This window comes from Streptomyces sp. NPDC047315, assembly GCF_040643215.1.
Lineage (GTDB): Bacteria > Actinomycetota > Actinomycetes > Streptomycetales > Streptomycetaceae > Streptomyces.
Genome location: NZ_JBEYTZ010000031.1, coordinates 78,474 through 103,346 on the forward strand (window position 1 = coordinate 78,474; position 24,873 = coordinate 103,346).

At 70.4% G+C, this 24,873-nt stretch carries 19 protein-coding genes; 11 read left to right on the forward strand and 8 right to left on the reverse strand.

From position 1 onward, the window contains the following. Positions 1-5: 5 nt before the first annotated feature. From ABZ842_RS30120 to ABZ842_RS30140, 5 genes are all read right to left on the reverse strand, one after another. Positions 6-1,748, reverse strand: coding sequence for a branched-chain amino acid ABC transporter permease (locus ABZ842_RS30120; protein WP_361543643.1), 1,743 nt, complete (start codon positions 1,746-1,748; stop codon positions 6-8). 5 nt (positions 1,749-1,753) lie between these two features. Next, positions 1,754-2,686, reverse strand: a complete 933-nt coding sequence (locus ABZ842_RS30125; protein ID WP_361543646.1) for a branched-chain amino acid ABC transporter permease — start codon at positions 2,684-2,686, stop codon at positions 1,754-1,756. Between the two features lie 107 nt (positions 2,687-2,793). Beyond that, positions 2,794-4,026 (reverse strand): branched-chain amino acid ABC transporter substrate-binding protein, encoded by a 1,233-nt coding sequence (locus ABZ842_RS30130; RefSeq protein ID WP_361543649.1) that lies wholly within the window; start codon positions 4,024-4,026, stop codon positions 2,794-2,796. 933 nt (positions 4,027-4,959) lie between these two features. Further along, complete coding sequence (locus tag ABZ842_RS30135) at positions 4,960-5,478, reverse strand: hotdog fold thioesterase (RefSeq protein WP_361543652.1); 519 nt, start codon at positions 5,476-5,478, stop codon at positions 4,960-4,962. Between the two features lie 115 nt (positions 5,479-5,593). Further along, entirely contained in the window at positions 5,594-7,870 is a 2,277-nt protein-coding gene (locus ABZ842_RS30140) for an FdhF/YdeP family oxidoreductase (protein ID WP_361543655.1), read from the reverse strand. Between the two features lie 244 nt (positions 7,871-8,114). On the opposite strand from ABZ842_RS30140, the gene polA reads away from it, so the two are divergent. From polA to ABZ842_RS30160, 4 genes are all read left to right on the forward strand, one after another. After that, positions 8,115-10,847 (forward strand): DNA polymerase I, encoded by a 2,733-nt coding sequence (gene polA, locus ABZ842_RS30145; RefSeq protein WP_361543658.1) that lies wholly within the window; start codon positions 8,115-8,117, stop codon positions 10,845-10,847. A gap of 221 nt (positions 10,848-11,068) precedes the next feature. Continuing rightward, complete coding sequence (locus ABZ842_RS30150) at positions 11,069-12,796, forward strand: lytic murein transglycosylase (protein ID WP_361543661.1); 1,728 nt, start codon at positions 11,069-11,071, stop codon at positions 12,794-12,796. Positions 12,797-12,942: 146 nt separating this feature from the next. Further along, complete coding sequence (locus ABZ842_RS30155) at positions 12,943-13,080, forward strand: SPW_0924 family protein (RefSeq protein WP_361543664.1); 138 nt, start codon at positions 12,943-12,945, stop codon at positions 13,078-13,080. Between the two features lie 9 nt (positions 13,081-13,089). Next, complete coding sequence (locus tag ABZ842_RS30160) at positions 13,090-14,079, forward strand: DUF3068 domain-containing protein (protein ID WP_361543667.1); 990 nt, start codon at positions 13,090-13,092, stop codon at positions 14,077-14,079. 43 nt (positions 14,080-14,122) lie between these two features. Here the strand turns inward: ABZ842_RS30160 and ABZ842_RS30165 are convergent, their stop codons facing one another. Both ABZ842_RS30165 and ABZ842_RS30170 read right to left on the reverse strand, forming a co-directional pair. Continuing rightward, positions 14,123-16,831, reverse strand: a complete 2,709-nt coding sequence (locus tag ABZ842_RS30165) for an ATP-dependent helicase C-terminal domain-containing protein (RefSeq protein WP_361543669.1) — start codon at positions 16,829-16,831, stop codon at positions 14,123-14,125. 168 nt (positions 16,832-16,999) lie between these two features. Further along, a complete protein-coding gene (locus ABZ842_RS30170) occupies positions 17,000-17,857 on the reverse strand; it encodes a class I SAM-dependent methyltransferase (RefSeq protein WP_361543672.1) in 858 nt (285 codons plus the stop codon). 384 nt (positions 17,858-18,241) lie between these two features. Here ABZ842_RS30170 and rpsA point away from each other — a divergent pair, with 384 nt between their 5' ends. The 5 genes from rpsA to ABZ842_RS30195 all read left to right on the forward strand — a co-directional run bounded on the left by rpsA (position 18,242) and on the right by ABZ842_RS30195 (position 22,426). Further along, positions 18,242-19,732 (forward strand): 30S ribosomal protein S1, encoded by a 1,491-nt coding sequence (rpsA, locus tag ABZ842_RS30175; RefSeq protein ID WP_361543675.1) that lies wholly within the window; start codon positions 18,242-18,244, stop codon positions 19,730-19,732. A 142-nt stretch (positions 19,733-19,874) separates the two neighbouring features. Beyond that, a complete protein-coding gene (locus ABZ842_RS30180) occupies positions 19,875-20,813 on the forward strand; it encodes a PAC2 family protein (protein WP_361543678.1) in 939 nt (312 codons plus the stop codon). Positions 20,814-20,861: 48 nt separating this feature from the next. Next, entirely contained in the window at positions 20,862-21,470 is a 609-nt protein-coding gene (gene coaE, locus ABZ842_RS30185) for a dephospho-CoA kinase (protein ID WP_361543681.1), read from the forward strand. A gap of 111 nt (positions 21,471-21,581) precedes the next feature. After that, positions 21,582-21,962 carry a DUF3592 domain-containing protein gene (locus tag ABZ842_RS30190; RefSeq protein ID WP_361543684.1) on the forward strand — a complete coding sequence of 127 codons (381 nt, stop codon included), beginning with the start codon at positions 21,582-21,584 and terminating at the stop codon, positions 21,960-21,962. Between the two features lie 95 nt (positions 21,963-22,057). Next, positions 22,058-22,426 (forward strand): tetratricopeptide repeat protein, encoded by a 369-nt coding sequence (locus ABZ842_RS30195; RefSeq protein WP_361543687.1) that lies wholly within the window; start codon positions 22,058-22,060, stop codon positions 22,424-22,426. 28 nt (positions 22,427-22,454) lie between these two features. Here the strand turns inward: ABZ842_RS30195 and ABZ842_RS30200 are convergent, their stop codons facing one another. Beyond that, a complete protein-coding gene (locus tag ABZ842_RS30200; RefSeq protein ID WP_361543690.1) occupies positions 22,455-22,748 on the reverse strand; it encodes a DUF6343 family protein in 294 nt (97 codons plus the stop codon). A 125-nt stretch (positions 22,749-22,873) separates the two neighbouring features. On the opposite strand from ABZ842_RS30200, the gene ABZ842_RS30205 reads away from it, so the two are divergent. Together ABZ842_RS30205 and ABZ842_RS30210 are read left to right on the forward strand one after the other, a co-directional pair. Next, the gene (locus tag ABZ842_RS30205; protein ID WP_361543693.1) at positions 22,874-23,845 is read left to right on the forward strand and encodes an acyltransferase domain-containing protein; all 972 of its coding nucleotides are present in this window, start codon (positions 22,874-22,876) and stop codon (positions 23,843-23,845) included. A gap of 114 nt (positions 23,846-23,959) precedes the next feature. Continuing rightward, positions 23,960-24,667 (forward strand): methyltransferase domain-containing protein, encoded by a 708-nt coding sequence (locus tag ABZ842_RS30210; RefSeq protein ID WP_361543696.1) that lies wholly within the window; start codon positions 23,960-23,962, stop codon positions 24,665-24,667. The last annotated feature ends 206 nt before the right edge of the window (positions 24,668-24,873 follow it).

Consider the following 24,873-nt stretch of genomic DNA (forward strand, 5'->3'; position numbering starts at 1 on the left):
GGCGTTCACGCCCCCGCCTTGGTGAGGCCGACCCCGGACTCCGGAAGTCCCTTGTCCGGTCCGTCGGTCTGGTCGCTCTCGTGGTACTCCAACTTGGCCCGCCGGTCGGCGACCAGGCCCTCCGGGCGGAAGCGCATCAGCAGGATCAGCGCGAGGCCGAAGCCGAGGAGCTGGTAGTCCTGGAGGAACTGGAGCTTCGAGGGGATCATGTACAGCAGGGCCGCGCCGATCAGCGGACCGCTGACGGTGCCCATGCCGCCGAGGATCACGGCGGCCAGCAAGAACGCCGAGTTGGGCGGCACCGGCCCGGCGAACTGGTACATCTCCGGGACGACGGTGTGCTGGACGTGCGCCTGCACGGTGCCGGCGAGCCCGGCGAGGCAGGCGCCGAGGGCGAAGGCGATCAGCTTGACCCGGAAGCCGTTGATGCCCATGGCCGTCGCCGCGGTCTCGTCCTCGCGGATCGCCACCCAAGCGCGGCCGATCCGGGAGTCGCCGGCCCGGTTGAAGACCAGCACCACGATGATCGTCACCAGCAGCATCAGCAGGTAGTAGTTGGCGTAGCTGCCGAGTTCGATCCCGAAGACGTCGTGCGACTGCCCGAAGTCGAAGCCGAAGAACTTCAGGTCGGGGATGTTGGGGATGCCGTTTGGACCGTTGGTGACCTGGGGGCCGGACTCGCCGTCCAGGTTCTGCATCACGATCCGGAAGATCTCGCCGAAGCCCAGGGTCACGATGGCGAGGTAGTCCCCGCGCAGCCGCAGCGTCGGCGCGCCGATGATCACGCCGAAGATCAGCGAGACCGCGGCGCCGGTGAGTGCCGCCGCCCAGAACGGGAACTGCACGTCCAGCACGGAGGCCGTGGAGCCGGAGACCAGCGCCGCGGTGTACGCGCCGACGCCGAGGAAGGCGACGTAACCGAGGTCGAGCAGCCCGGCGAGGCCGACGACGATGTTCAGACCCAGCGCCACGGTGGCGAAGATCAGGATCTGGACCGCGATCAGGGTGTACGTGTCGGTGTTCTGGGTGAAGGGGAAGACCGCCGCCGCGGCGAACGCGGCGACCACGGTCACCTGGCGGTACTTGGCGGTGAGCGCCGACACCCGGGCGATGAGCCCGGCCTTGCCGAGCGCCGCCACGGCGAAGCCGACGGTGACGAGGTAGCCGGTGAAGAGTTCGGCGTACTCGGTGTCGATGCCGTACGTCACCACGTACAGGCCGAGCGCGAACACCCCGATGATGATCAGGATCTCGGCCCAGGAGGGCAGTTCGCGGGGGCGGCCGGCCTTGCGGGTGTCGTCCGGCAGGAGGAAGGCCGCGAGCGGCAGGGCGGAGGCGACCACCGCCACGAAGCCGCCGGGCTCCAGGTTGACCAGGCCGCCGAGGTCGACGGCGATCGCGACCACGGTGTAGCCGGTGGTGCCGAAGGCGCCGAGGGCGAAGAACTGGAGTGCCCGGGCCGAGCCGGTGGGCACCAGCCAGCCGAGGCCCTTGATGCCGAGGGCCGCCAGGGCGAACACGGTGACCAGCAGGCCGCCGATCAGGCTCAGCACCTGGAGCCCGCCGGGATACCCGTAGACGGTCAGGTCACCGGGGAACTCGTCGGTGTACGTCCAGGCCAGGAAGGTGCTCGCGAAGGTCGCGAGGCCACCGGCCGCAACGAGCCAGCGCAGCAGGGCCGTGCGGGACCCGCCGCCTTCGGCGGTGGTGTCGGCGGTCTGGGAAGTGGCTTGGTTCTCGGTGGTCATCGCTATCACGCCCGATCCGCGACGCGCTCGCCGAGCAGACCCTGGGGTCGCACGAGGAGCACAAGGATGAGTAGGACGAAGGCCCAGACGTCGGACCAGGCGCCACCGCCCAGCTGCTGCATGCCGGGGATCTCCTCGATGTACGCGATGGACAGCGCCTCCGCGACTCCGAGCACGACTCCGCCGACCATCGCTCCGTAGATGTTGCCGATGCCGCCGAGCACGGCGGCCGTGAAGGCCTTGAGCCCGAGGATGAAGCCCATCTCGAAGTGGATCTGCCCCTTGTCGAGGCCGTACCCGACCGCGGCGACCGCGGCGAAGGCGGCGCCGATGGCGAAGGCCATCACGATGATGCGGTCCGTGTTGACGCCCATGAGCTTGGCGGTGTCCGGGTCCTGCGCGGTGGCCTGCATGGCGCGTCCACTGCGGCTCTTCGAGACGAAGAGGCCGAGGGCCAGCATGCACAGGGGCGCGACGATCAGGACGAACGCGTCCGCGCGCTGGATCGCCAGGTTGTCCATGATCTGGAAGGAGCTGCCGGTGAACTCGGGGAAGCTCCTCGCCTTCTTGGCGTCGGGGTACCAGGCCCACACCACCTGCTGGAGGGTGATGGACAGACCGATCGCGGTGATCAGCGGAGCGAGCCGGGGAGCGCCTCGGAGGGGCCGATAGGCGAATCTCTCCGCCGCGGCTGCGACGGCGACGGCCGCTATGGCGCCGCCTATGATCATGATCGGTATCGCCACGATCAGCGAGGTCCCGTCAGGGAGTGCGATGTAGGCGGTGAGGGCGCCGAAGCCCCCGATCATGAAGATCTCGCCGTGGGCGAAGTTGATGAGCTGGACGATGCCGTAAACCATGGTGTACCCGATGGCGATGAGACCGTAGAGGGCACCCAGGGAAAGGCCGTTCGCCAGCTGTTGCGGCAGTTCGTTCACCGCAGAGCCTCCGATGAGCGTGTCGGATATGAGTCCGCGCGAGGGCGCTGTTTGCGCCCTCGCGCGGCTGGTTCATGTGCTGCGGGGCCTTGGAGCCGGTGGCGGCGTCAGTCCTTGAACGTGGCGTTCTTGATGGACTTCCACGCGCCGTTCTCCACGGTGTAGACCGTGAGCTGCTTGTTCGTCGTGTCGCCGAACTCGTCGAAGGAGACCTTGCCGGTCACGCCGTCGAAGGAGACCTTGGACAGGGCCTCGGTGACCTTGGCGCGGGCGTCGCTCGGGACCTTGCCGTCGTTCGCCTCGACGACCGCCTTCACCGCCTGCACGACGGCCCAGGCGGCGTCGTAGGCGTAGCCGCCGTACGCCGCGTACGGGTCCTTGTAGCCGCCGGCCTTGTAGCCGTCGATGAACTTCTTCGCGGTCGGCAGCTGCTCGATCGGGTAGCCGACGGAGGTGGCGAGGTCGCCGTCGTTCGACTGGCCGGACGCCTTGATGAACGCGGGGTCGTACAGCGCGTCGCCGCCCATGGTGGGGATGTTCGCGCCGGCCTTCTTGACCTGGTCGGACAGGAGCCCGCCCTCGGGGTACTGGCCGCCGAAGAAGACCGAGTCGGCGCCGGACTCCTTCACCTTGTCGGCGGTGGCCGCGAAGTCCGTGGTCTTCACCGTGACCTTGTCCTCGCCGGCGACGGCGCCGCCGAGCCGCTTGAACTCCTCTGCGAAGATCGACGCCAGGCCGGCGCCGTAGGTCTGCTTGTCGTCGACGACGAAGACCTTCTTCTTCTTCGCCTCGTTGAAGAGGTACTGGGCGGCGAACTTGCCCTGGATCACGTCGGTGGTGGCGGTGCGGAAGTACGTCTTGAAGGGCCGCTTCTTGGCACCGGAACCCCAGTCGTCGCCCTGGGAGAGCGCGGGGTTGGTGTTGGCCGGCGAGACCAGGGCCAGGTCGGCCCGCTCGAAGACGCCCTGCATGGACTGGGCGACACCGGAGTTCAGCGGGCCCACGACGCCGAGGACGTCCTTGTTGCCCACCAGTTTGGTGGCGTTCGTCTGACCCGACGCGGGCAGCGCCTGGTCGTCGAAGGACTCGACCTTGAACTCCACGCCGGGGACGACGTTCTCCTTGGTCGCGGTCTTGGCCGCGAGGTCCACCGAGTTCTTGATGCCCTGGCCGAGCGCGGACAGGGAGCCGGTCAACGGGGCGTCGATGCCGATGACCACGGTGGTCTTGTCACCGCCGCTGTCGCTCTTCTTGTCGTCGTCGCGCGAGCCGCAAGCTGTGAGGGTGAGTGCTCCCGTGGTGACCACGGCGGTGAGTATGAGCAAGGAACGGTTTCGCACGATGTGTCCTCTCCCTGGCACGGCCCTCCCCCTAGAGGTGCCGTTAGGTCGCCGGGTCGCCAGATGTGCGCCGTGCTCCTCATGCGCCCGGCGGCGCGGTGACTGGCGGTGACTCTAAGGGGAGGTGGTTGAGCGGGGCACTAGGGAAGTCAGGATGTGACGCTCTTGTTATGCCGAGGTCAGGTATCGGTGCGCTGAGTGTGGGCAGATCGGGCAATCTTCCGTCGAGGTCCCGGCTCACATGGTGAGAACGCCCAGTTCCGCTAAGGCCCTTGAGGTGATCTTGCTGCTGTCAGGGCGTCTATCACATCTTTCGCATTTCCATGATCGTCGGCGGTGTCGGGCCGGGCGTTCTGGCGCGTTTTCGCGACCCGGGCTCAATTACCGAGAGTGACATTTCCTGCGGGCTGTGACATATCACGTGCCATGACGGGGAGTTGTTGAGCGGCTATGTGGAACGTGATCGTCCAGTGCCGGTCGGGGAGGGGCGGGGGCGGTCGGCGGTGCAGGTCGACCGAGGTCCGCGCGGGGTGCCGGGTGAGAGGTCTGGACCGTGACCAGCGAATCGGGCTGACGGTCAGGGGTCGCGGACGGCGAACTCACTCGTACGGGTGAAGTGTTGGCCCCGGCGACAGTGCTCATTGGTGCGGGTGGTGCGCATGGTTCCGGAAGCGGATGCGGCGTCGTGCGGCCGGACGACAGGTGGATCACGGAGAGTACGGGCGCGGCCACGATCGCGTGCGCTGCGGCCCGCCGTGGGTGCCGGACCGGCCATGAAGAAGGCGCCGCGGCGGGGACGTGCCCCAACGCGGCGCCACGGGGCGCCCGGTCGGCCGCCCGTCGAATCGAGTACGAGCGCCCGCAGGTGCCCTCAAGTGCCTTCAGTTGCCCTCAAGGTCCTCAAGTGTCCTCAGCTGTCCTCATCAGGTGCCTTCAGGCGCCTTCGGTGCCGGCCGCGAAACCGCGTGCGGCCCCAGGCACGTGATCCGCGTCGCCCGGCCTGGCGTCCCGCAACATGCACGTCAACCGGGCCGTGCACACCCGCTTGTCCTGCTCGTCGGTGATCACGATCTCGTACGTCGCCGTCGACCGCCCGCGGTGCAGCGGCGTCGCCACGCCCGTGACCAGTCCGGACCGCGCGCCGCGGTGGTGCGTGCAGTTGAGGTCCACGCCCACGGCGATCTTGGCGCTGCGCCCGTGCAGCATCGAGCCGATCGACCCCAGCGTCTCCGCCAACACGGCGGACGCGCCGCCGTGCAGCAGCCCGTACGGCTGGGTGTTCCCCTCGACCGGCATCGTGCCCACGACCCGCTCGGCCGACGCCTCCACGATCTCCACGCCCATCCGATGGCCCAGGTGCCCCGCGGAGAACAGCGCCGGCAGGTCCACCCCCAGTGCGGCGTACTCGTCGATGATGTCCTGAGGGAACTTGGTCGTGCGCTGCTCGCCCATGGGGCCGACTCCGATCTCCGTCGTCCAGTGCAGAAGTGCGAATGCGTGCTCCGTGCACTGTCTTATCAGATGCCTGAGCGAACGCTTAGGGCTTGGCCGGAGGGTGGGGCGCACCTCAGGGCTTGGCCGGCTCCAGGCGGATCACCACCGACTTGCTCGCGGGGGTGTTGCTCGTGTCCGCCGTCGCGTCCAGCGGCACCAGGACGTTCGTCTCCGGGTAGTACGCCGCGGCGCATCCGCGCGCCGTCGGGTAGTGCACCACCCGGAAGCCGGGGGCCCGCCGCTCCACACCGTCGCGCCACTCGCCGACCAGATCCGCGTACGCCCCGTCCGCCATCCCCAACTCCTCGGCGTCGAGGGGGTTCACCAGGACCACGCGCCGCCCGTCCCGGATGCCCCGATAGCGGTCGTCCAGCCCGTACACCGTGGTGTTGTACTGGTCGTGCGAGCGCAGGGTCTGGAGCAGCAGCCGTCCCTCGGGCACCCGCGGGTACTCCACCGGGGCGGCCGTGAAGTTGGCCTTGCCCGTCGCAGTCGGGAAGCGGCGCAGGTCCCGCGGCGCGTGCGGGAGCGTGAAGCCGCCGGGGCGCGCGACCTTCTCGTTGAAGTCCTCGAAGCCGGGCACCACGCGTGCGATGCGGTCGCGGATCGTGCCGTAGTCCCGCTCGAACTCCTCCCACGGCGTCGCCGAACCGGGGCCGAGCACCGCGCGCGCCAGACGCGCCACGATCGCCGGCTCCGAGAGCAGGTGCGGGCTCGCGGGCGGGAGGTTGCCGCGCGAGGAGTGCACCATGCCCATCGAGTCCTCGACGGTCACGAACTGCCGGCCGGCCGCCTGGACGTCCCGGTCGGAGCGGCCGAGGGTCGGCAGGATGAGCGCGCGCGTGCCGGTGACCGCGTGGGAGCGGTTCAGCTTGGTCGACACGTGCACCGTCAGCCGCGCCCGCCGCACCGCCGCCTCGGTCACCTCGGTGTCGGGGGTGGCCGCGACGAAGTTCCCGCCCATGGCGAAGAACACCTTCGCGTCCCCGTCGCGCAGCGCCCGGATGGACCGTACGACGTCCAGGCCGTGGTGGCGCGGGGGCGCGAAGCCGAACTCCTTCTCCAGGGCGTCGAGGAAGGCGGGCGCCGGGCGCTCGAAGATGCCCATGGTGCGGTCGCCCTGCACGTTCGAATGGCCGCGAACGGGACAGACGCCGGCGCCGGGGCGGCCGATGTTCCCCCGGAGCAGGAGGAAGTTCACCACCTCGCGGATGGTGGCCACCGCGTGCTTGTGCTGGGTCAGACCCATCGCCCAGCACACGATGGTCCGCCGGGACTCCAGGACCATCGCGAGCGCCTGCTCGATGGCCTCCCTGTCCAGCCCGGTGGCCGCCAGCGTCTCGTCCCAGTCGGCGGCCCGGGCCGCGGCGGCGAACTCCTCGTACCCGTGGGTGTGGTCGCGGACGAACTCCTCGTCCACGGCTCCGTCCGTCTCCAGCACGAGCTTGTTGAGCAGGCGGAACAGCGCCTGGTCGCCGCCGATGCGGATCTGGAGGAACAGGTCGTTCAGCGCGGTGCCCTTCAGCATGCCGCGCGGCGTCTGCGGGTTCTTGAACCGTTCGAGACCGGCCTCGGGGAGGGGGTTGACCGAGATGATCCGGGCACCCGACGCCTTCGCCTTCTCCAGGGCCGAGAGCATCCGGGGGTGGTTCGTGCCCGGATTCTGCCCGGCGACGATGATCAGGTCGGCCTGGTGCACGTCCTCCAGGGACACGCTCCCCTTGCCCACCCCCAGCGTCTCCGACAGGGCGGAGCCAGACGACTCGTGGCACATGTTCGAGCAGTCGGGGAGGTTGTTCGTGCCGAACTCGCGGGCGAAGAGCTGGAGCAGGAACGCGGCCTCGTTGCTCGTGCGGCCCGAGGTGTAGAAGAGGGCTTCGTCGGGGGAGGAGAGCGCGGTCAGCTCCTCCGCGATGATCGCGAAGGCGCGCTCCCAGCTCACCGGCTCATAGCGGTCGGCACCCTCGGGGAGATACACGGGCTCGGTGATGCGGCCCTGCTGCCCCAGCCAGTAACCGCTGCGCTCGGCGAGGTCGGCGACGGGGTGCGCGGCGAAGAACCCGGGGGTCACCCGACGCCGGGTCGCCTCTTCGGCGACCGCCTTCGCGCCGTTCTCGCAGAACTCGGCGTGGTGACGCTTCTCGGGCTCGGGCCAGGCGCAGCCGGGGCAGTCGAAGCCGTCCTTCTGATTGACCTTGAGCAGGGCCCTGGTGGCGCGGCCCAAGCCCATCTGCCGCTGGGCGATCTTGAGCGTGTGCCCGATGGCCGGGACGCCCGCGGCGGAGTGCTCGGGCGCGGTGATGCGCGGGGCGTCCTGGACCGGGTCGTCCGCGGGCGGCTTGCTGGCCATCGTGCTCCCCTTCGATATCCCCTCGATGTTCCCGGCGGAGGGACCGGTCACTCGGTGCCACCGCCGCTTCACCTTCCGACGTCCATGGTGGCACGCACCACTGACAGCGTTCCGGTAGCCGGGTGCGGACGAGGCCGTCAGCGGCCCCGGGGCAGGCGGGCGGACGTGGTGGCCCCCGGCCCGGCGGCCGGGTGCGGACGCGGCGATGGCGGCGTTGTCAGTGGCACGTGGCAGGATCGTCCCCGTGGCTGAGACAGCATCGAAGAAGACCCAGAAGCCCGACGACCGCGGTGGCCGTGAGGCGCGCCCCCGCCTGCTGCTCATGGACGGGCACTCCCTGGCGTACCGGGCGTTCTTCGCGCTGCCCGCGGAGAACTTCACCACCGCGAGCGGGCAGACGACCAATGCCATCTACGGCTTCGCGTCGATGCTGGCGAACACCCTGCGCGACGAGGCGCCCACGCACTTCGCCGTGGCGTTCGACGTGTCCCGCAAGACCTGGCGGTCCAAGGACTTCCCGGAGTACAAGGCCAATCGCTCCTCGACCCCCGACGAGTTCAAGGGCCAGGTGGAGCTGATCGGCGAACTGCTCGACACGATGAACGCGGTGCGGTTCGCGGTGGAGGGCTTCGAGGCGGACGACATCATCGCCACCCTCGCGACCGCGGCCGAGGCCGAGGGCTTCGAGGTGCTGATCGTCACCGGCGACCGGGACTCCTTCCAGCTCGTCAGCGAGCACACCACCGTCCTGTACCCGACCAAGGGCGTCTCGGAGCTGACCCGCTTCACCCCGGCGAAGGTCGAGGAGAAGTACGGACTGACCCCGCAGCAGTACCCGGACTTCGCGGCCCTGCGAGGCGACCCGTCGGACAACCTCCCCGGCATCCCCGGCGTCGGCGAGAAGACGGCCACGAAGTGGATCAATCAGTTCGGCTCCTTCGCGGAGCTCGTCGCCCGCGCCGACGAGGTCAAGGGCAAGGTGGGCCAGTCGCTCCGCGACCATCTGGAAGCGGTCAAGCTCAACCGCCACCTCACCGAGCTGGTGCGCGACGTCGAACTGCCCAAGGGCGTCATCGACCTGGAGCGCGCCCCCTATGACCGGTCCGCGCTGAAGGGGTTCCTGGAGGTCCTGGAAATCCGGAACCCGAGCCTGCGCGAGCGCCTGCTCGCCGTCGACCCCGGCGCCGCCGAGGACGAGGCCCCGGCGCCCGAGGCCGGCGTGGAGCTGGACGGCACCGTCCTCGCCGCCGGCGAACTCGCGCCCTGGCTCGCCGAGCACGGCGCACCGCCGCTCGGCGTGGCCACGGTCGCGACCTGGGCCCTCGGGGTGGGCAGCGTCAGCGAGGTCGCCCTGGCCGCGGCCGACGGCAAGGCCGCCTGGTTCGACCCGACCCGGCTCGACGAGGCCGACGAGCGGGCCTTCGCCGAATGGCTCGCCGACCCGGACCGCCCCAAGGTCCTGCACAACGCCAAGGAGTCCCTCCGGGTCTTCCCCGAGCACGGCTGGCAGCTCGCGGGCGTCACCATGGACACCGCCCTCGCGGCCTATCTGGTCAAGCCCGGCCGTCGCTCCTTCGCCCTGGACACCCTGGCGATCGAGTACCTGGGCCGGGAACTCGCCCCCGCCGCGGCCGACGGCCAGCTCGCCTTCGGCACCGACGAGCACGCCGAAGCGGACGCGCTGATGGCCCAGGCCCGCGCCGTCCTCGACCTCGGCGACGCCTTCGCGACCAAGCTCACCGAAGTCGGCGCGGCCGATCTGCTGCACGACATGGAGCTGCCCGTCTCCCTCCTCCTCGCCCGGATGGAGCGGCACGGCATCGCCGCCGACCGAGCCCACCTGGAGACGATGGAGCAGCTGTTCGCCGGCGCCGTCCAGCAGGCCGTCAAGGAAGCGCACGCCGCGGTGGGCCACGAGTTCAACCTCGGCTCGCCCAAGCAGCTCCAGGAAGTCTTCTTCGGCGAGCTGAACCTGCCCAAGACGAAGAAGACGAAGACCGGGTACACCACCGACGCCGACGCGCTCGCCTGGCTCGCCACCCAGACCGAGCACGAACTGCCCGTCATCATGCTGCGCCACCGGGAGCAGGCCCGACTGCGCTCCACGGTCGAGGGCCTGATCAAGACGATCGCCGCGGACGGGCGCATCCACACCACCTTCAGCCAGACGGTCGCGGCCACCGGTCGACTCTCCTCCACCGACCCGAACCTGCAGAACGTCCCCGTGCGCACCGACGAGGGCCGGGCCATCCGCCGCGGCTTCGTCGTCGGCGAGGGCTTCGAGTCCCTCATGACGGCGGACTACAGCCAGATCGAACTGCGCGTCATGGCCCACCTCTCCCAGGACGAGGGCCTGATCCAGGCGTTCACCTCCGGCGAGGACCTGCACAACACCGTCGCCTCCCAGGTCTTCGGCGTCGAGACGTCGGCCGTCGACGCCGAGATGCGCCGCAAGATCAAGGCCATGTCGTACGGCCTGGCTTACGGCCTGTCCGCCTTCGGCCTCTCCCAGCAGCTGAACATCGAGGCGGCCGAGGCCCGCGCCCTGATGGACACCTACTTCGAGCGCTTCGGCGGCGTCCGCGACTACCTCCACCACGTGGTGGACGAAGCCCGCGCCACCGGCTACACGGCGACGCTGTTCGGCCGCCGCCGCTACCTCCCCGATCTGAACAGCGACAACCGCCAGCGTCGGGAAGCCGCCGAACGCATGGCGCTGAACGCCCCCATCCAGGGCACCGCCGCGGACATCGTGAAGATCGCCATGCTCCGGGTGGACGCCGCACTGCAAGAGGCCGGGCACGCCTCGCGGCTGCTCCTCCAGGTGCACGATGAAATCGTGTTGGAGATCGCCCCCGGCGAGCGCGCGGACGTCGAGGCGCTGGTGCGCCGGGAGATGTCGTCCGCGGCTTCGCTGAGCGCGCCGCTGGACGTCTCCGTCGGCGTCGGACCGGACTGGGAGTCCGCGGCCCACTGACCTGTACCCCCCTCACGCCGTTTGTCGCTGCTGCCCGTTGTCCTGTCGGCGACTGGGTGACCGCGATAGCGGAGTGAGGGGGTCCGGTGGGCTAACGAGAGGTGCCGAAACGGTGAATACCGGTCACGCACTGGTGTTCTGGAGAGCTCGGTTGCCGTAGTGTCGCCTGGGTTGGCGCATTGGTGAGCGTGGCATGACCGCCCGGGGAGGGAAACAGACGTATGGCAGCGCACTTCGGCCGTCGGCTGCGCAGGGGAGCGACCACCACCGCCGTGGCGGCGGCTGCCGTGGCCGCGCTCTCGGCCTCACAGGCACCCGGTGTCACACACGCGATCTCGGGTGACAGCCAGGGCACCCAGGACGAGGCGGCGGACGCAACGCCCCCACCCGGCACGCCCGCAACGGGCGACTCCCCCTACTACACGGACCTCCCGCCCCTGGAGTCGCCCAACAAGCAGGGCACTTCGCCCAGCGGCGGCGTCAAGGGAGCCGCCGAGGCGGGCATACCGGCCACCGTGCTCGACGCCTACAAGCGCGCCGAGCGGACCATCGCCTCCTCCGACCCGGGGTGCCGGGTCCCGTGGCAACTGCTCGCGGCCATCGGCAAGGTGGAGTCCGGGCAGGCGCGCGGCGGCCGGGTCGACGCGAACGGCACCACGCTCTCCCCGATCCTCGGCCCGGTCCTCAACGGAGTCGGCTTCGCCAACATCCTGGACACCGACAACGGCGCGTACGACGGGGACACCACCCACGACCGCGCGGTCGGGCCCATGCAGTTCATCCCCTCGACCTGGGCCTCCTGGGGGCAGGATGCCAACGGGGACGGGCGCAAGGACCCCAACAACATCTACGACGCGGCCCTCGCCGCCGGCCGCTACCTCTGCGCCAACGACCGCGACTTGACCCAGGCGCAGGACCTGGAGCGGGCCATCCTCAGCTACAACCGCTCGCGCGAGTACCTGACGACGGTGCTGTCCTGGTTCGACTACTACAAGCGCGGCACCCACTCCGTGCCCGACGGCTCCGGCGTGCTGCCCGGCTCCAGCACCCCCGACAGCCGCCCGGGCACCGTCGCCACGCCGCCGGCCAAGCCCACGCCTCCCGCCACGGCCACGCCGCCTCCGTCGAGCGGTCCCCGGGACAAGCCTGAGGACCCGGCGAAGGAGCCCGTGACCGAGCCCAGCAAGCCGCCGACGCCGCCGGGCAGCAAGCCCCCGAACCCCACGGTGCCGCCGAAGCAGCCGGCCAAGCCGGTCCAGGTCTCCGCGATCGTCAACGCGGGCACGGGCGAACTCTCCGCGATGGCCGGCCGCGACTTCACCGAACGGGTCGCGGTGCGCGTCATGAGCAACGCCGACCGCGCCATGGCGGGAGTGAGCGTGCGCTTCGAGATCGTCGGCGCGACGGACGCGGCCTTCGCGGACGGCGCCAAGTCCGTCATCCGCCCCACCGGTGTGAACGGCACGGCCACCGCCCCCGTCCTGAAGTCCGGCAAGAAGACGGGGACCTTCACCGTTCGTGCCCGTGTCGTCGGCAGCACGGTGGCGCCCGCCGACTTCACCGCGAAGATCACCGCCCCCGAGGCGGACAAGGTCACATGGGTGAACGCCAAGGAGATGACGGCCGCTCCCGGCGCCGGATTCGAGCACCTGCTGGAGGCCAAGGCCACCCACGACGGCACCGCCATCTCCGGCGTCGCGGTCAAGGCGGAACTGTTCGAGGTCGGCGCGAACGGCGAAGAGACCCCGAGCAAGTCCGGCCCCTACTTCAAGGGCGCCGACGACAAGCCGGTCCACACCCTCTCCGACCTCACGACCGATGCCGACGGCCTGCTGAAGCTCCCGAAGATCCACACCGACGATCAGACGGGCACCTTCCTGCTCCGGCTGACCGCGGCGGGCGGCCAGACCCTGACCATCGAACTCAAGGTCGTCGCCCCGGCCGCCTGACGGCCCGGCCACCACTCGATCGCACCGCCCCCCTCCGCCACCCGGTGAAGGGGGGCGGTGCGACGTGTTCTCATCTCACGGCCCGATTGCTACGGTGCCCCCGCTCTGACGCCACGTCAGATGGATCCGAACCCGGGAGGCCCAGCATGCGCGCCCTCGTCGCCGCCGCCGTCGGGCTGGCCGCCGCCTTCGCCCTCGTCCTGACCGTCACCGCGATCGGCGCGCCACCGGGGGAGACCTCCCCCGAGCCGCTGCTGACCACCGTCCCCGGCCCCAAGAAGTAGGGGGCAGCTGTGCGCCGCCGTGCGAGCCTCGTGCTACTTGCCCTCGCCGTCTTCCTCGCCGCGCTCTCCCCGCTGCTGCGCTGGTACGCCTTCCCCCGACTGGTGAAGGTCCCGCCCAGCCAGTACCAGGAGGTGGTGCTGGAGGCCCGGCCCGCGACCCTCCTGGACTACGGGACCCTCCAGGCGAAGGAGGTCGAGAAGGTCACCATCGTCCAGACCCTCAAAGGCAACGTCGAGGAGTCCGAGAAGATCGAACGCAGCGCCGGCCGCGACGTCGTGGTCTGGGACGCCCTCTCCTACATCCAGGGCCCCGACGGCAAGATGGTCTCCCAGATCCCCGAGCGCTACATCTTCGACGCACACAGCCAGGACCCCGTCCACGCCACCGGCGAATCCGTCGACGGCGACCCCGTCCGGCGCGAGGGCATCGAGTACAAGTGGCCCTTCCTCACCGAGAAGCGGGACTACGAGTACTTCGATGCCCAGACCCGCACCTCCGCCCCCATCCACTACAAGGGCACCAGGACCTACCGGGGCCTCGACGTCTACTACTTCGAACAGACCATCCCCTGGACCAAGGTCCCCTTCCCGAAGAAGATGCCCATCCCCGGTGTCGACGCGACCACGCTGGAGAAGCAGACGGGCACCACGCGCTGGTACACCACCAAGCGCATGTTCTGGGTGGACCCCGTCACCGGCGCCCCCGTCAACGGCGAGGAGATCCACAAGGAGGAGCTCCGCGGCGGCACCCTCCTCGGCGGCCGTGACAAGGTCACCGCCTTCGCGGGTCATGTGAAGATGCGCCCCGACTACGTGGCCGACACCGTCGACCTGGTCAAGTCCCAACGACTCCTGGTCCTCTTGATGACCTCCTATCTGCCCTGGGGCTTCCTCGCCCTGGCCACCGGACTCCTGGTGCTCTCCCTCGCGTTGGAGGCCCGCAGCCGGCGCCCCCGTGACCACGAGCCCGAACCGGAACCGCAACCGGTGCCCGTCTGACCCGGTCGGCTGCCCCGGCCTGCGCACGCGCCCACCGCCCGGCTCATCTCCGGCCCTCGTGCTGCCTGGTCTTGGTGTCCGGAGCCTTGGTGTGCCGGGCCTTGGTGTGCCGGGCCTTGGTGTGCCGGGTCGGCTCCGCCGACGCAGGATCCTCCGGCCAAGGGTGCTTCGGATAGCGACCGCGCAACTCCGCCCGCACCGCGCGGTACCCGTCCCGCCAGAACGACGCCAGGTCAGCCGTCACCGCAGCCGGCCTCCCGGCGGGCGAGAGCAGATGCACCAGCACCGGTACCCCGGCGAACCTGGGCGTCTGCTGCAACCCGAACAGCTCCTGCAACTTCACCGCCAGCACCGGCTGCTCCCCGCCGTACTCCACGCGTATGCGCGAGCCGCTGGGCACTTCGATGCGCTCGGGCGCCAACTCCTCCAACCGAGCAGCCTCACCGCTCGCCCACGGCAGCAACCGCTGCATGCACTCGCCCGCGCGCATCCGCCCCAGGTCGCCCCGGCGCCGGGCCCGGGACAACTCCGGCTCCAACCAGTCCTCCACGCGCGCCAACAGGGCGTCGTCCGACACCTCGGGCCACGGCTCGCCCACGGTCCGGTGCAAGAACGCCAACCGCTCCCGCAGCCTCTCGTCCTCCCGCGTCCACCCCAACAACCCCAGGCCCTCCCGGCGGAGCCCGTCCACCAGCGCCTCCCGCACCACCCGTGGCCGAGGCTCCTTGAGAGTCCGCACCGACATCTCAACGGCACCCAGTCTCTCCACCTTCCGGGCCGTGACGTCGCCGTCCTCCCACCGCACCTCCTCGACGGTCTCCAACAGATGCCCTGCCGCGGCCCGTGCGGTGTCCTCGTCGACGACCGCTGCGAGCCGCACCCGAGCGGAGGCGGCCGATGCGGGGCGATCCGCCACCGCCACGGCGAGCCATCCCGCGCCCCGTAGGGCGGAGCCGCCCGTGACCTCCGCCCCGGTGCCGGACGCCATCAAGAACGCGCCCTCCCCACGCGCCCGCGCCACCCGCTCCGGGAACGCCAGAGCGGTGACCAGGCCAGCAACGGCGTCATCGGAGAAGCCTCCAGGGCGCGAGAAGAGCCCAGGACCTGATGACAGCCCCCGGAGACCGGAGCCACCCCTTCCACTCCCCTCGGAGCCGGAGCCGGAGCCGGAGCCGGAGCCGGAGCCGGAGCCAGGGCCAGGGCTGGGGGCGCCCGCCTTGGCGACCCCTTCGGCGGACAGTGACGACTCCAGCCGTCGGGTCTCCGCGCGCCAACGCGCCGCATAGCCGTCGCCACCCCGACGCGCGGCCCGCCAAGCCGCCGCCAGGTCGTCCCCGTACTCCCGCGGAGGCTCCTCGCTCAGTAGCGCCACCACCTCGGCCGCCCTGCGGGCCCCCACCTCCGGCGCACCGTCGAGCAGGGCCCTCGCCAGCCGCGGATGCAAGCCCAGCCGGGCCATCACCGCACCCCGCTCCGTCGCCCGCCCCTGGCCGTCCACCGCTCCGATCGCTCGCAGCACGGACCCCGCCGCCGCCATCGCTCCACCGGGGGGCGCATCCAGCAAGGCCAGCCCCGCAGCCGAAGGGTCACCCCAGGAGGAGGCCCGCAGGGCGAACGACGCCAGGTCCGCAACGCGGATCTCCGGCGAGGGGAACCGCGGGCGCCGGACGTCTTCGGCCTCCGCCCAGCACCGGTACACCGTGCCCGGCGCCTCCCGTCCCGCCCGGCCGAGCCGCTGCGTGGCACCGGCAGCCGACACCGGAACGGTCGTCAGGGAACCGAGCCCACGCGCATGATCCATCCGCGGCTCACGCGCCAGCCCCGAATCGACCACCACCCGCACGCCCGGAACGGTCAGGCTGGACTCCGCCACCGACGTGGCCAGCACCACCCGACGCCGCTCGCCACCGCCCCGCAACACCGCGTCCTGCACCGCCGCGGGTGCCCGCCCGTGGAGTTGCAACACCTCAGCGTCGACTCCGTCCAGCATTCGCGCAGTCCGCGCGATCTCGCCCGTACCCGGCAGGAAGCACAGCACGTCGCCCTCGTGTAGTTCGAGTGCCAGCCGCACGGTCGTCGCGACGTGCCGCAGAAGCGCGGGATCCACCCGGGTGCCGTGGGCGGGGCGGACCCCCGAAGGGGGAGGAGCGTAGTGGACGCGGCACTCGAACCCCTGGCCGTGACTGGCGACCACCGGGGCGGGCGCGGAGCCCTCCGCGGACGTGAGCAGCCGTGCCCACGCCTCCGCGTCGCTCGTCGCCGAGGCCGCCACCAACTGCAACTCCGGGCGCAGCGCGGCCCGTACGTCCACGAGGAAGGCCAGTGCGGTGTCCGCGTCGAGGTGGCGCTCATGGCACTCGTCCAGCAGGACCGCGTCCACCCCCGGAAGCTCGGCATCGCGCTGCAGCCGCTGGAGCAGCACCCCCGTGGTGACCACCTCGACAAGGGTGTCCGCCCCCACGCGACGGTCGCCGCGGACCGTGTACCCGACGGCCTCGCCCACGTCCTGGCCCAGCAGCCAGGCCATGCGGCGGGCGGCGGCCCGCACCGCCATCCGCCGCGGCTCGGCGACGACCAATCTGCGCGCGGGCCCGCCGCCGACCAGCCCGGCCAGCGCCAGCGGCACCAGCGTGGTCTTCCCCGTACCCGGCGGCGCGTGCAGCACCGCAGTGCCGCGCTCGTCGAGCGCGGCACGCAGCGCGGGCAGCGCGTGCCGCACCGGGAGGCTGTCGAGTGCGTCGGTTCTGATCATGCGCTCAGTGTCATCCGTCCCCGCGAGCCGTGCGCCGAGTTACCCACAGCCCTCGTGAGCTCATCTATCTCATAGGACTAATGAGGTCGTTGGCTCACGGCGCGGATGCCCGCGGGCTCCGAGCGCCGCCGCCCGCTCCTGCTTCAGCTCCTGCGCTCCGCCGGCGCCTCAGTCCCGAATGCACACGAAGATCGCAGTGCCGGGGATCAGGTGCCCCCGCAGCGGGGACCAACCGCCCCACTCCTGACTGTTCCACGCGGGCCACTCCGGTTCGACCAGGTCCACGAGGCGGAAGCCGCCCTTCACCACGTCCCGGACCCGGTCGCCCAGTGTCCGGTGGTGCTCCACGTACACCGCGCGCCCCTCGTCGTCCTGCTCGACGTAGGGGGTCCGGTCGAAGTACGAGGCGCCGACGCTCAGGCCCTCCGGCCCCGGCTCGTCCGGAAACGCCCAACGAATGGGGTGCGTGACCGAGAAGACCCAACGCCCGCCCGGCCGCAGCACCCGATGAACCTCGGAGAACACCTTCACCGGGTCGGCCACGAAGGGGACGGCGCCGTACGCGGAGCACGCGAGGTCGAAGGAGCCCTCCGGGAAGGGCAGCGCACCCGCGTCCGCCTCCACCAGGGACAGGCCGCCGCCGATCCTCAACGCGTGCTGGAGTTGGCGGTGCGAGATGTCGAGGGCCACGGGACGTGCGCCCTGGGCCGCCAGCCACCGGGAGCACTGGGCGGCGCCCGCGCCGATCTCCAGGACGTCCAGGTCCTTCAGCGACTCCCGGGGGCCGAGCAGTGCCGCGTCGGCCTCGTCAAGCCCCTCGGGGCCCCAGAGGAAACGGTCATCCCCGAGGAATGCGCCGTGCTCACTCTGGTACTCGTCGGCGTTGCCGTCCCACCAGACCCGGCTCGCCCGACTGCTCTCCGCGTCCGAGGCGTCACGCCGGGTGGCCTCGGGTTCGGGGGCGGTGGGGCCCTGGAAGTCGGTCGCCGCGGAGGAGACCGTAGGACGATTGACGTCTTGGCTCATGTTCACCGTCGTTGTAGTTTGCGTTCAGCGTGACCAGAGGCGCCCATTGTGGCCTCCGCAAACCTTAGTTGTGCCGGGTATGGGGCGATCCGCCCCCGGTGTGGGCCTTCGCGCATTGACCGCCTCCGGCTGCCCCCGTATGCTACAAGTTGCGCTGCGGGCCTGCGTGCCTCAGACAGAGCAGGCCGCGCTCGCATCTGTGATGTATGTCCCCTCGGTTCACGAGGCGCCTCCAGACGGAGTCGTTTCCGGAGCCCGCAAGGCTCCGGGGATGTTCCACTGGTTCGGTGCTTCCATGGCTGTCCGGCTTCTTGCAGCTGCGATACGGGCTCTCGGCGTAGCAGTACCTACGACTTCAATGTCCGTACCGGAGCCCTTTCCCACATGACGAGCAGCACCGAGACCACCGCCACTCCGCAGGTAGCGGTCAACGACATCGGTAACGAGGAAGCCTTCCTCGCCGCGATCGACGAGACGATCAAGTACTTCAACGACGGCGACATCGTCGACGGCGTCATCGTGAAGGTCGACCGGGACGAGGTCCTGCTCGACATCGGTTACAAGACCGAAGGTGTCATCCCGAGCCGCGAGCTCTCGATCAAGCACGACGTCGACCCGAACGAGGTCGTCAAGGTCGGCGACGAGATCGAGGCCCTCGTCCTTCAGAAGGAGGACAAGGAAGGCCGACTGATCCTCTCGAAGAAGCGCGCCCAGTACGAGCGTGCCTGGGGCACCATCGAGAAGATCAAGGAAGAGGACGGCATCGTCACCGGTACCGTCATCGAGGTCGTCAAGGGTGGTCTCATCCTCGACATCGGCCTCCGTGGCTTCCTCCCGGCCTCCCTGGTCGAGATGCGCCGTGTCCGCGACCTCCAGCCGTACGTCGGCAAGGAGCTCGAGGCCAAGATCATCGAGCTGGACAAGAACCGCAACAACGTGGTCCTGTCCCGCCGTGCCTGGCTGGAGCAGACCCAGTCCGAGGTCCGCCAGACCTTCCTCACCACCCTCCAGAAGGGCCAGGTGCGGTCCGGTGTGGTGTCCTCGATCGTCAACTTCGGTGCCTTCGTGGACCTGGGTGGCGTCGACGGTCTGGTCCACGTCTCCGAGCTGTCCTGGAAGCACATCGACCACCCGTCCGAGGTCGTCGAGGTCGGCCAGGAGGTCACGGTCGAGGTCCTGGACGTCGACATGGACCGCGAGCGCGTCTCCCTGTCGCTGAAGGCGACCCAGGAAGACCCGTGGCAGCAGTTCGCCCGCACCCACCAGATCGGCCAGGTCGTTCCCGGCAAGGTCACCAAGCTGGTTCCGTTCGGTGCGTTCGTCCGCGTCGACGAGGGCATCGAGGGTCTGGTCCACATCTCCGAGCTGGCCGAGCGCCACGTGGAGATCCCGGAGCAGGTCGTCCAGGTCAACGACGAGATCTTCGTCAAGGTCATCGACATCGACCTGGAGCGTCGCCGGATCTCGCTGTCGCTGAAGCAGGCGAACGAGTCCTTCGGCACCGACCCGGCCTCGGTCGAGTTCGACCCGACCCTGTACGGCATGGCCGCGTCCTACGACGACCAGGGCAACTACATCTACCCCGAGGGCTTCGACCCGGAGACCAACGACTGGCTGCCGGGCTTCGAGGCCCAGCGCGAGGCGTGGGAGACCCAGTACGCCGAGGCGCAGCAGCGCTTCGAGCAGCACCAGGCCCAGGTCATCAAGTCCCGCGAGGCGGACGAGGCCGCTGCTGCCGAGGGTGGCGCCGCCGCTCCGGCCGCCGCGCCGACCGGTGGCTCCTACTCCTCGGAGTCGGACGACAACTCCGGCGCCCTGGCGTCGGACGAGGCGCTGGCCGCCCTGCGCGAGAAGCTGGCCGGCGGCCAGAGCTGACGCTCTGACCGGCTGGACAACGGCTGAGTGATGAGGCCCGCTCCCTGAGGGAGCGGGCCTCATCCGTGTTCGTTGCGTAGGAAGGGAATGCCGGTGCGTCACCACGTGTTCTCTCCTAGGAACACGAGGAGGAGCGGTAGCCGTGCTTGATCCACAGGATTTGTACGAATGGGAGCCGAAGGGCCTCGCCGTCGTCGATGTGGCGCTGGCGCAGGAGTCGGCCGGCCTGGTGATGCTGTACCACTTCGGCGGATACATCGACGCGGGGGAGACCGGCGAGCAGATCGTCGACCATCTGCTGGCCACCCTGCCCCACCAGGTGGTGGCGCGCTTCGACCACGACCGGTTGGTGGACTACCGGGCCCGCCGACCACTGCTGACCTTCCGGCGCGACCGCTGGACTTCCTACGAGACGCCCGCCATCGAGGTCCGGCTCGTCCAGGACGCCACCGGTGCGCCCTTCCTGCTGCTCTCCGGCCCGGAGCCGGACGTCGAATGGGACCGCTTCTCGGCCGCCGTCGCACAGGTCGTCAAGCGCCTCGGCGTCCGTCTCGCGGTCAACTTCCACGGCATCCCCATGGGCGTGCCGCACACCCGTCCCGTCGGTCTGACACCGCACGGGAACCGCACGGACCTGATGCCCGGGCACCGCAGCCCCTTCGACGAGGCCCAGGTCCCGGGCAGCGCCGAATCCTTGATCGAGTACCGCCTGATGAAGGCCGGGCACGACGTCCTCGGCGTCGCCGCCCACGTCCCGCACTACGTCGCCCGCTCGGCGTATCCGGACGCCGCCCTGACGGCCCTGGAGGCGATCACCGCCGCCACCGGGCTGGTCCTCCCCGGCGTGGCGCACGCGCTGCGCACCGAAGCCCACCGCACGCAGAACGAGATCGAGCGCCAGATCGGTGAAGGCGACGACGAACTGGTGGCGCTGGTCCAGGGCCTTGAGCACCAGTACGACGCGATGGCAGGCGCCGAGACCCGGGGCAATCTGGTGGCCGAGCCGGTGGACCTGCCGTCCGCCGACGAGATCGGGCGCGAGTTCGAGCGCTTCCTAGCGGAGCGGGAGGGCGATTCCTGACCGGACCTCCACTGCGGGCTCCGGGCGGCGGGAGCTAAGCTGCCGCTCATGCTGTCCGTAGGGCTGACCGGTGGAATCGGCGCCGGTAAGAGTGAGGTCTCCCGACTCCTGGAGTCGTACGGGGCGGTGATCGTCGACGCCGACAAGATCGCCCGCGAGGTCGTCGAGCCCGGTACGCCGGGGCTCGCGGCCGTGGTCGAGGAGTTCGGGACCGAGGTCCTGGCTCCGGACGGCGCCCTGGACCGTCCGAAGCTCGGATCCATCGTCTTCGCCGACCCAGAGCGGCTGGCCGCGCTCAACGCGATCGTCCACCCCCTGGTGGGTGCGCGGTCCCAGGAACTCTCGGAAGCGGCCGGCGCGACCGCCGTCGTCGTCCACGACGTACCGCTGCTCACCGAGAACGGCCTCGCACCCCTCTACGACCTGGTCGTCGTCGTGGACGCGGCGCCGCAGACCCAGCTCGACCGGCTGGTGAACCTCCGCGGAATGGCCGAGTCCGAGGCGCGCGCCCGGATGGCGGCCCAGGCCACCCGGGAACAGCGTCGAGCCATCGCCGACCTGGTCATCGACAACGACGGTCCCCTGGAGGCCCTGGAGCCCCAAGTCCGCACCCTCTGGACGGAGCTGACACGGCGGGCGGCGGCGCGCACCGTGTGACCCCTGCGACCGACCGCCCGAAGCCTCCTCCGGGAGCGACATCCGACAGTGCGGCGTCAGCATTGCGTCAAGCAGCGCTGTCGAGCAGGGGCGAGCACTAGCATCGACGTGGTGCAGATCGTCTTCGCCGTCTTCACCGTCCTCGCCGGGCTGGTCGCCGCCCTCGCGGGCGGATACGGGCTGCACCAGGCCCGCCGCATCCGCAGGGCCGGCCACGGCGCCATGGCCTTGGTGAAGCCCCCGCAACCAGGAGCGGAGCGGGCGTTGCTGGAGTACGAGACGCGGGACGGGCGCGTGATGGAGATCCCCTCGCCCGCACCCCTGCGCCCCGGAGGCAGCGTACGGCTCTGGTACGACCCCGCCGACCCGCGTGACGTCGTCCTCGATGGTCACGAAAGGACCTGGCTGGACTGGGGGTTCGTGACCGTCGGGCTGGCGCTCACCGTCGTCGGGGCGGCGCTGGCCCTGCTCGCGGGCGCGTCCGCCGGTTGACGCCGCCGTGCCGTCGGAGCGGCTGTGCCGCGTCCGTCGGAATAGTGCTGCCGGGGCCGGTGTTGGAACCGTGCGCCAGAGGGAAGGATCCGAGCGTGCCCACAAGTGATCCGCACACGCATGTCATCGACTACCGGGCGGCGGAGCAGCTGCTCGCCGCGAGGGACCCTCGTGGCGCCGTGAAACTGCTGGACTCGGTCATCGCGGCCCACCCCGAGAACACCGCTGCACGCCTGCTGAGAGCCCGGGCGTTCTTCGCCGCGGCCCAATTGCGCCCCGCGGAGTTGGAGTTCGAGCTGGTGCTGGAGCGGGAGCCCGACAATGCCTTCGCGCACTTCGCCCTGGCCCGCACCTTCGAACGCGCTGGCAAGCCGGAGCAGGCGAAGCGGCACTTCCGCCTGGCCGCGGCACTCGACCCCAAGCCCGAGTACGTGAAGGCCGCCCGTTTCGACGACGGTCGTTGATCCGGCCCCGAACCACGGGACATCTTCGCTAGGGGCGTGGGTCGTCCGGACGGCGGTCCGACCCGCGCTCGTCGACGGGTTCGTACGGCGGGACGTCGGGACCCGGTTGGTAATGCGGGCCCTGCCGAATGTGGCGGATGACCACGACCAGGTCCACGATGACGATCAGCAGGAGTGCGCCGCAGAGGGCGGCCCAGCCGGGGTGCGAGGTCAGGCTGAAGATCGCCGTGCCGCCGGCGGCCCAGGCGAGCCCCCAGATTCCCAGCCAGAACCGCATCCGCAGAGGACTGCGTGCGGTCGTCGGTTCACTACCGGTGCGCATGGGCAACCATCTCCCCCTCCAGCATGCCGCATGTTCCGGACGCAGGGCGGCCGGAAAGCGAGGCCCCAATGGGCACCGAAGAGGAGCGCGAAACGTTCACCGGACGGGCGAGGGAAGGAAACGACGTGACCGTGGGGAACGTGCACCTGCCTGAGGGCGACGACTTGGCGGAGGTGCTGCTGGATCTGGCGGTGCCGCACGAGGACATCGGGGAACTGCTCGCACTGCGTGGTCGGGTGACCGCGGATCCCGGACTGCGACGCATGCTGGACGAGGGGGCACGCAGCCTGGTGGAGAGCATCGGAAGAATCGATTCGGCCGACGATCTGCCCCGCCCCGAGCTGCCGGAGCAGGGGCGCGAGTCCGCCGACGCCGTGGGTCGGGGGCACGGGCCGGTGTCCTCCGATGCCGTCGCCCGGTGCTTCCCCGTCTACGTGTTCGTCGCCGTCCTACCGCATGTCCGCGCCTACCACCGGGCGCGGTCGGTGCCCGAGGAGGTGTCCCGCCGCACCCTCGCCGACCTCGGCCGTCAGATGGCGGTCCACCGCCGCGCGCAGGGCACGGGCGGGCTGGTGGCCCCGCAGTGGCTGCGACTCCACTTCACGGGACTGCTGTACGGGTTGGGGCGGCTCCAGTTCGAACGCGGCAAGCTCGGGAAGCCGCTGGGGAGCTCCGTCGCGGCGGCGGGGCTGGCGCTCGGGCCCGGCGACGACGTGTTGGGGCTGCACGTGCCCGACTACCTGGGGCCACTGACCCCAGGGGCGTGTGACCGGTCCCTGGGCCGGGCGCGGCAGTTCTTCGCCCGCTGCTTCCCCGAGGTGACGTACCGGGTCGCCGAGTGCCACTCCTGGCTGCTCGACCCGCAGCTCGTCGAGTACCTGCCTCGGGAGTCGAACGTCCGCCGTTTCCAGGAGCGCTTCCACATCGCCCACACGGACGACGAACCCAGCGACGAAGTCCCGGTCGGCTTCGTCTTCGGCGACACGGACCTCGTGCCTGCGGCCCTGCCCCGCCGTACGGGGCTGGAGCGGGCGATCGGTGACCATCTGCGGTCGGGGAAGCACTGGTACAGCGGGCACGGCTGGTTCGAGCTGTGACCGCCTGCGGGGAGTGGAGCCATCGGTAGGCCATCAGCAGGGGTGCGAGATCACGGGGGGATGGCGAGAACTCGCCACGGGGAACGGCTGTTGGGCAGGGCTCGTTCCTCAGACATGACCGATCGCATTCACGTAGGACACCAGGGGACAGGACCGGGCGCCAGGACACCCGACGGTTGCTCGGTCGAGCTGTACGAGCGGATGAAGGCCGGGGCCGAGCCGGACATCGTCGCCGCTGCCGCGCCCGAGGGCGCCTCCATCTTGGAACTGGGCGCCGGTGCCGGCCGGGTGACCCATCCCATGATCGAGCGAGGCTTCGTCGTGACGGCCGTGGACGAGTCGCCCGAGATGCTGGAGCGGATCCACGGCGCCCGGCGCACGGTTCACTCCTCCATCGAGGGGCTTGAGTTGGGGGAGAAGTTCGACGTCGTGATGTTGGCGTCCTACCTCGTGCACACCAGCGAGCCCGAGGACCGACAGGCGATGCTGCGGGCCTGTCGTACGCACGTCAAGGACGACGGCTGCGTGCTCATCCAGCGCGAGGGCGCTGACTGGCACGTCAACGTACCGAGGGAGCGGATCGACCCCGCGGGGTACACGGTGCGGATCGTCTCCTCGGAGCCGGTCGGGGAGGGAGTCCATTCCGTGTACGCGGAGTACATTTTCCCCGACGCCATCTGGACACAGACCTTCCTGTCACGTCCGTTGCCCGAGGACGTGTTCCGGGAGTGCTTGGCGGACGCGGGCCTGGAGCTGGACGCCGTGCTGACGGACGACGGCACATGGGTCCGGGCTCGCCCCAGGGTGGCCTCCGCAGGCTGACCCGTTCGCAGGGACCGGCCCGATGCCGGGCGCGGGTTTCGTCACTCCGAGGTGTCGGGATGTGCCGCTCCGTAGCGTGGCGTGGTAACCGCGAGGCGCCGCGGACCCTGGCAGTGCACTGCCAGGGGGCCCCGCGCCCCCGGGCCTTCCCGCCCGGGGGGGGGACACGCCCCCCCCCCCCCCCCCGGCCGAAAGAAAGGAAGGGG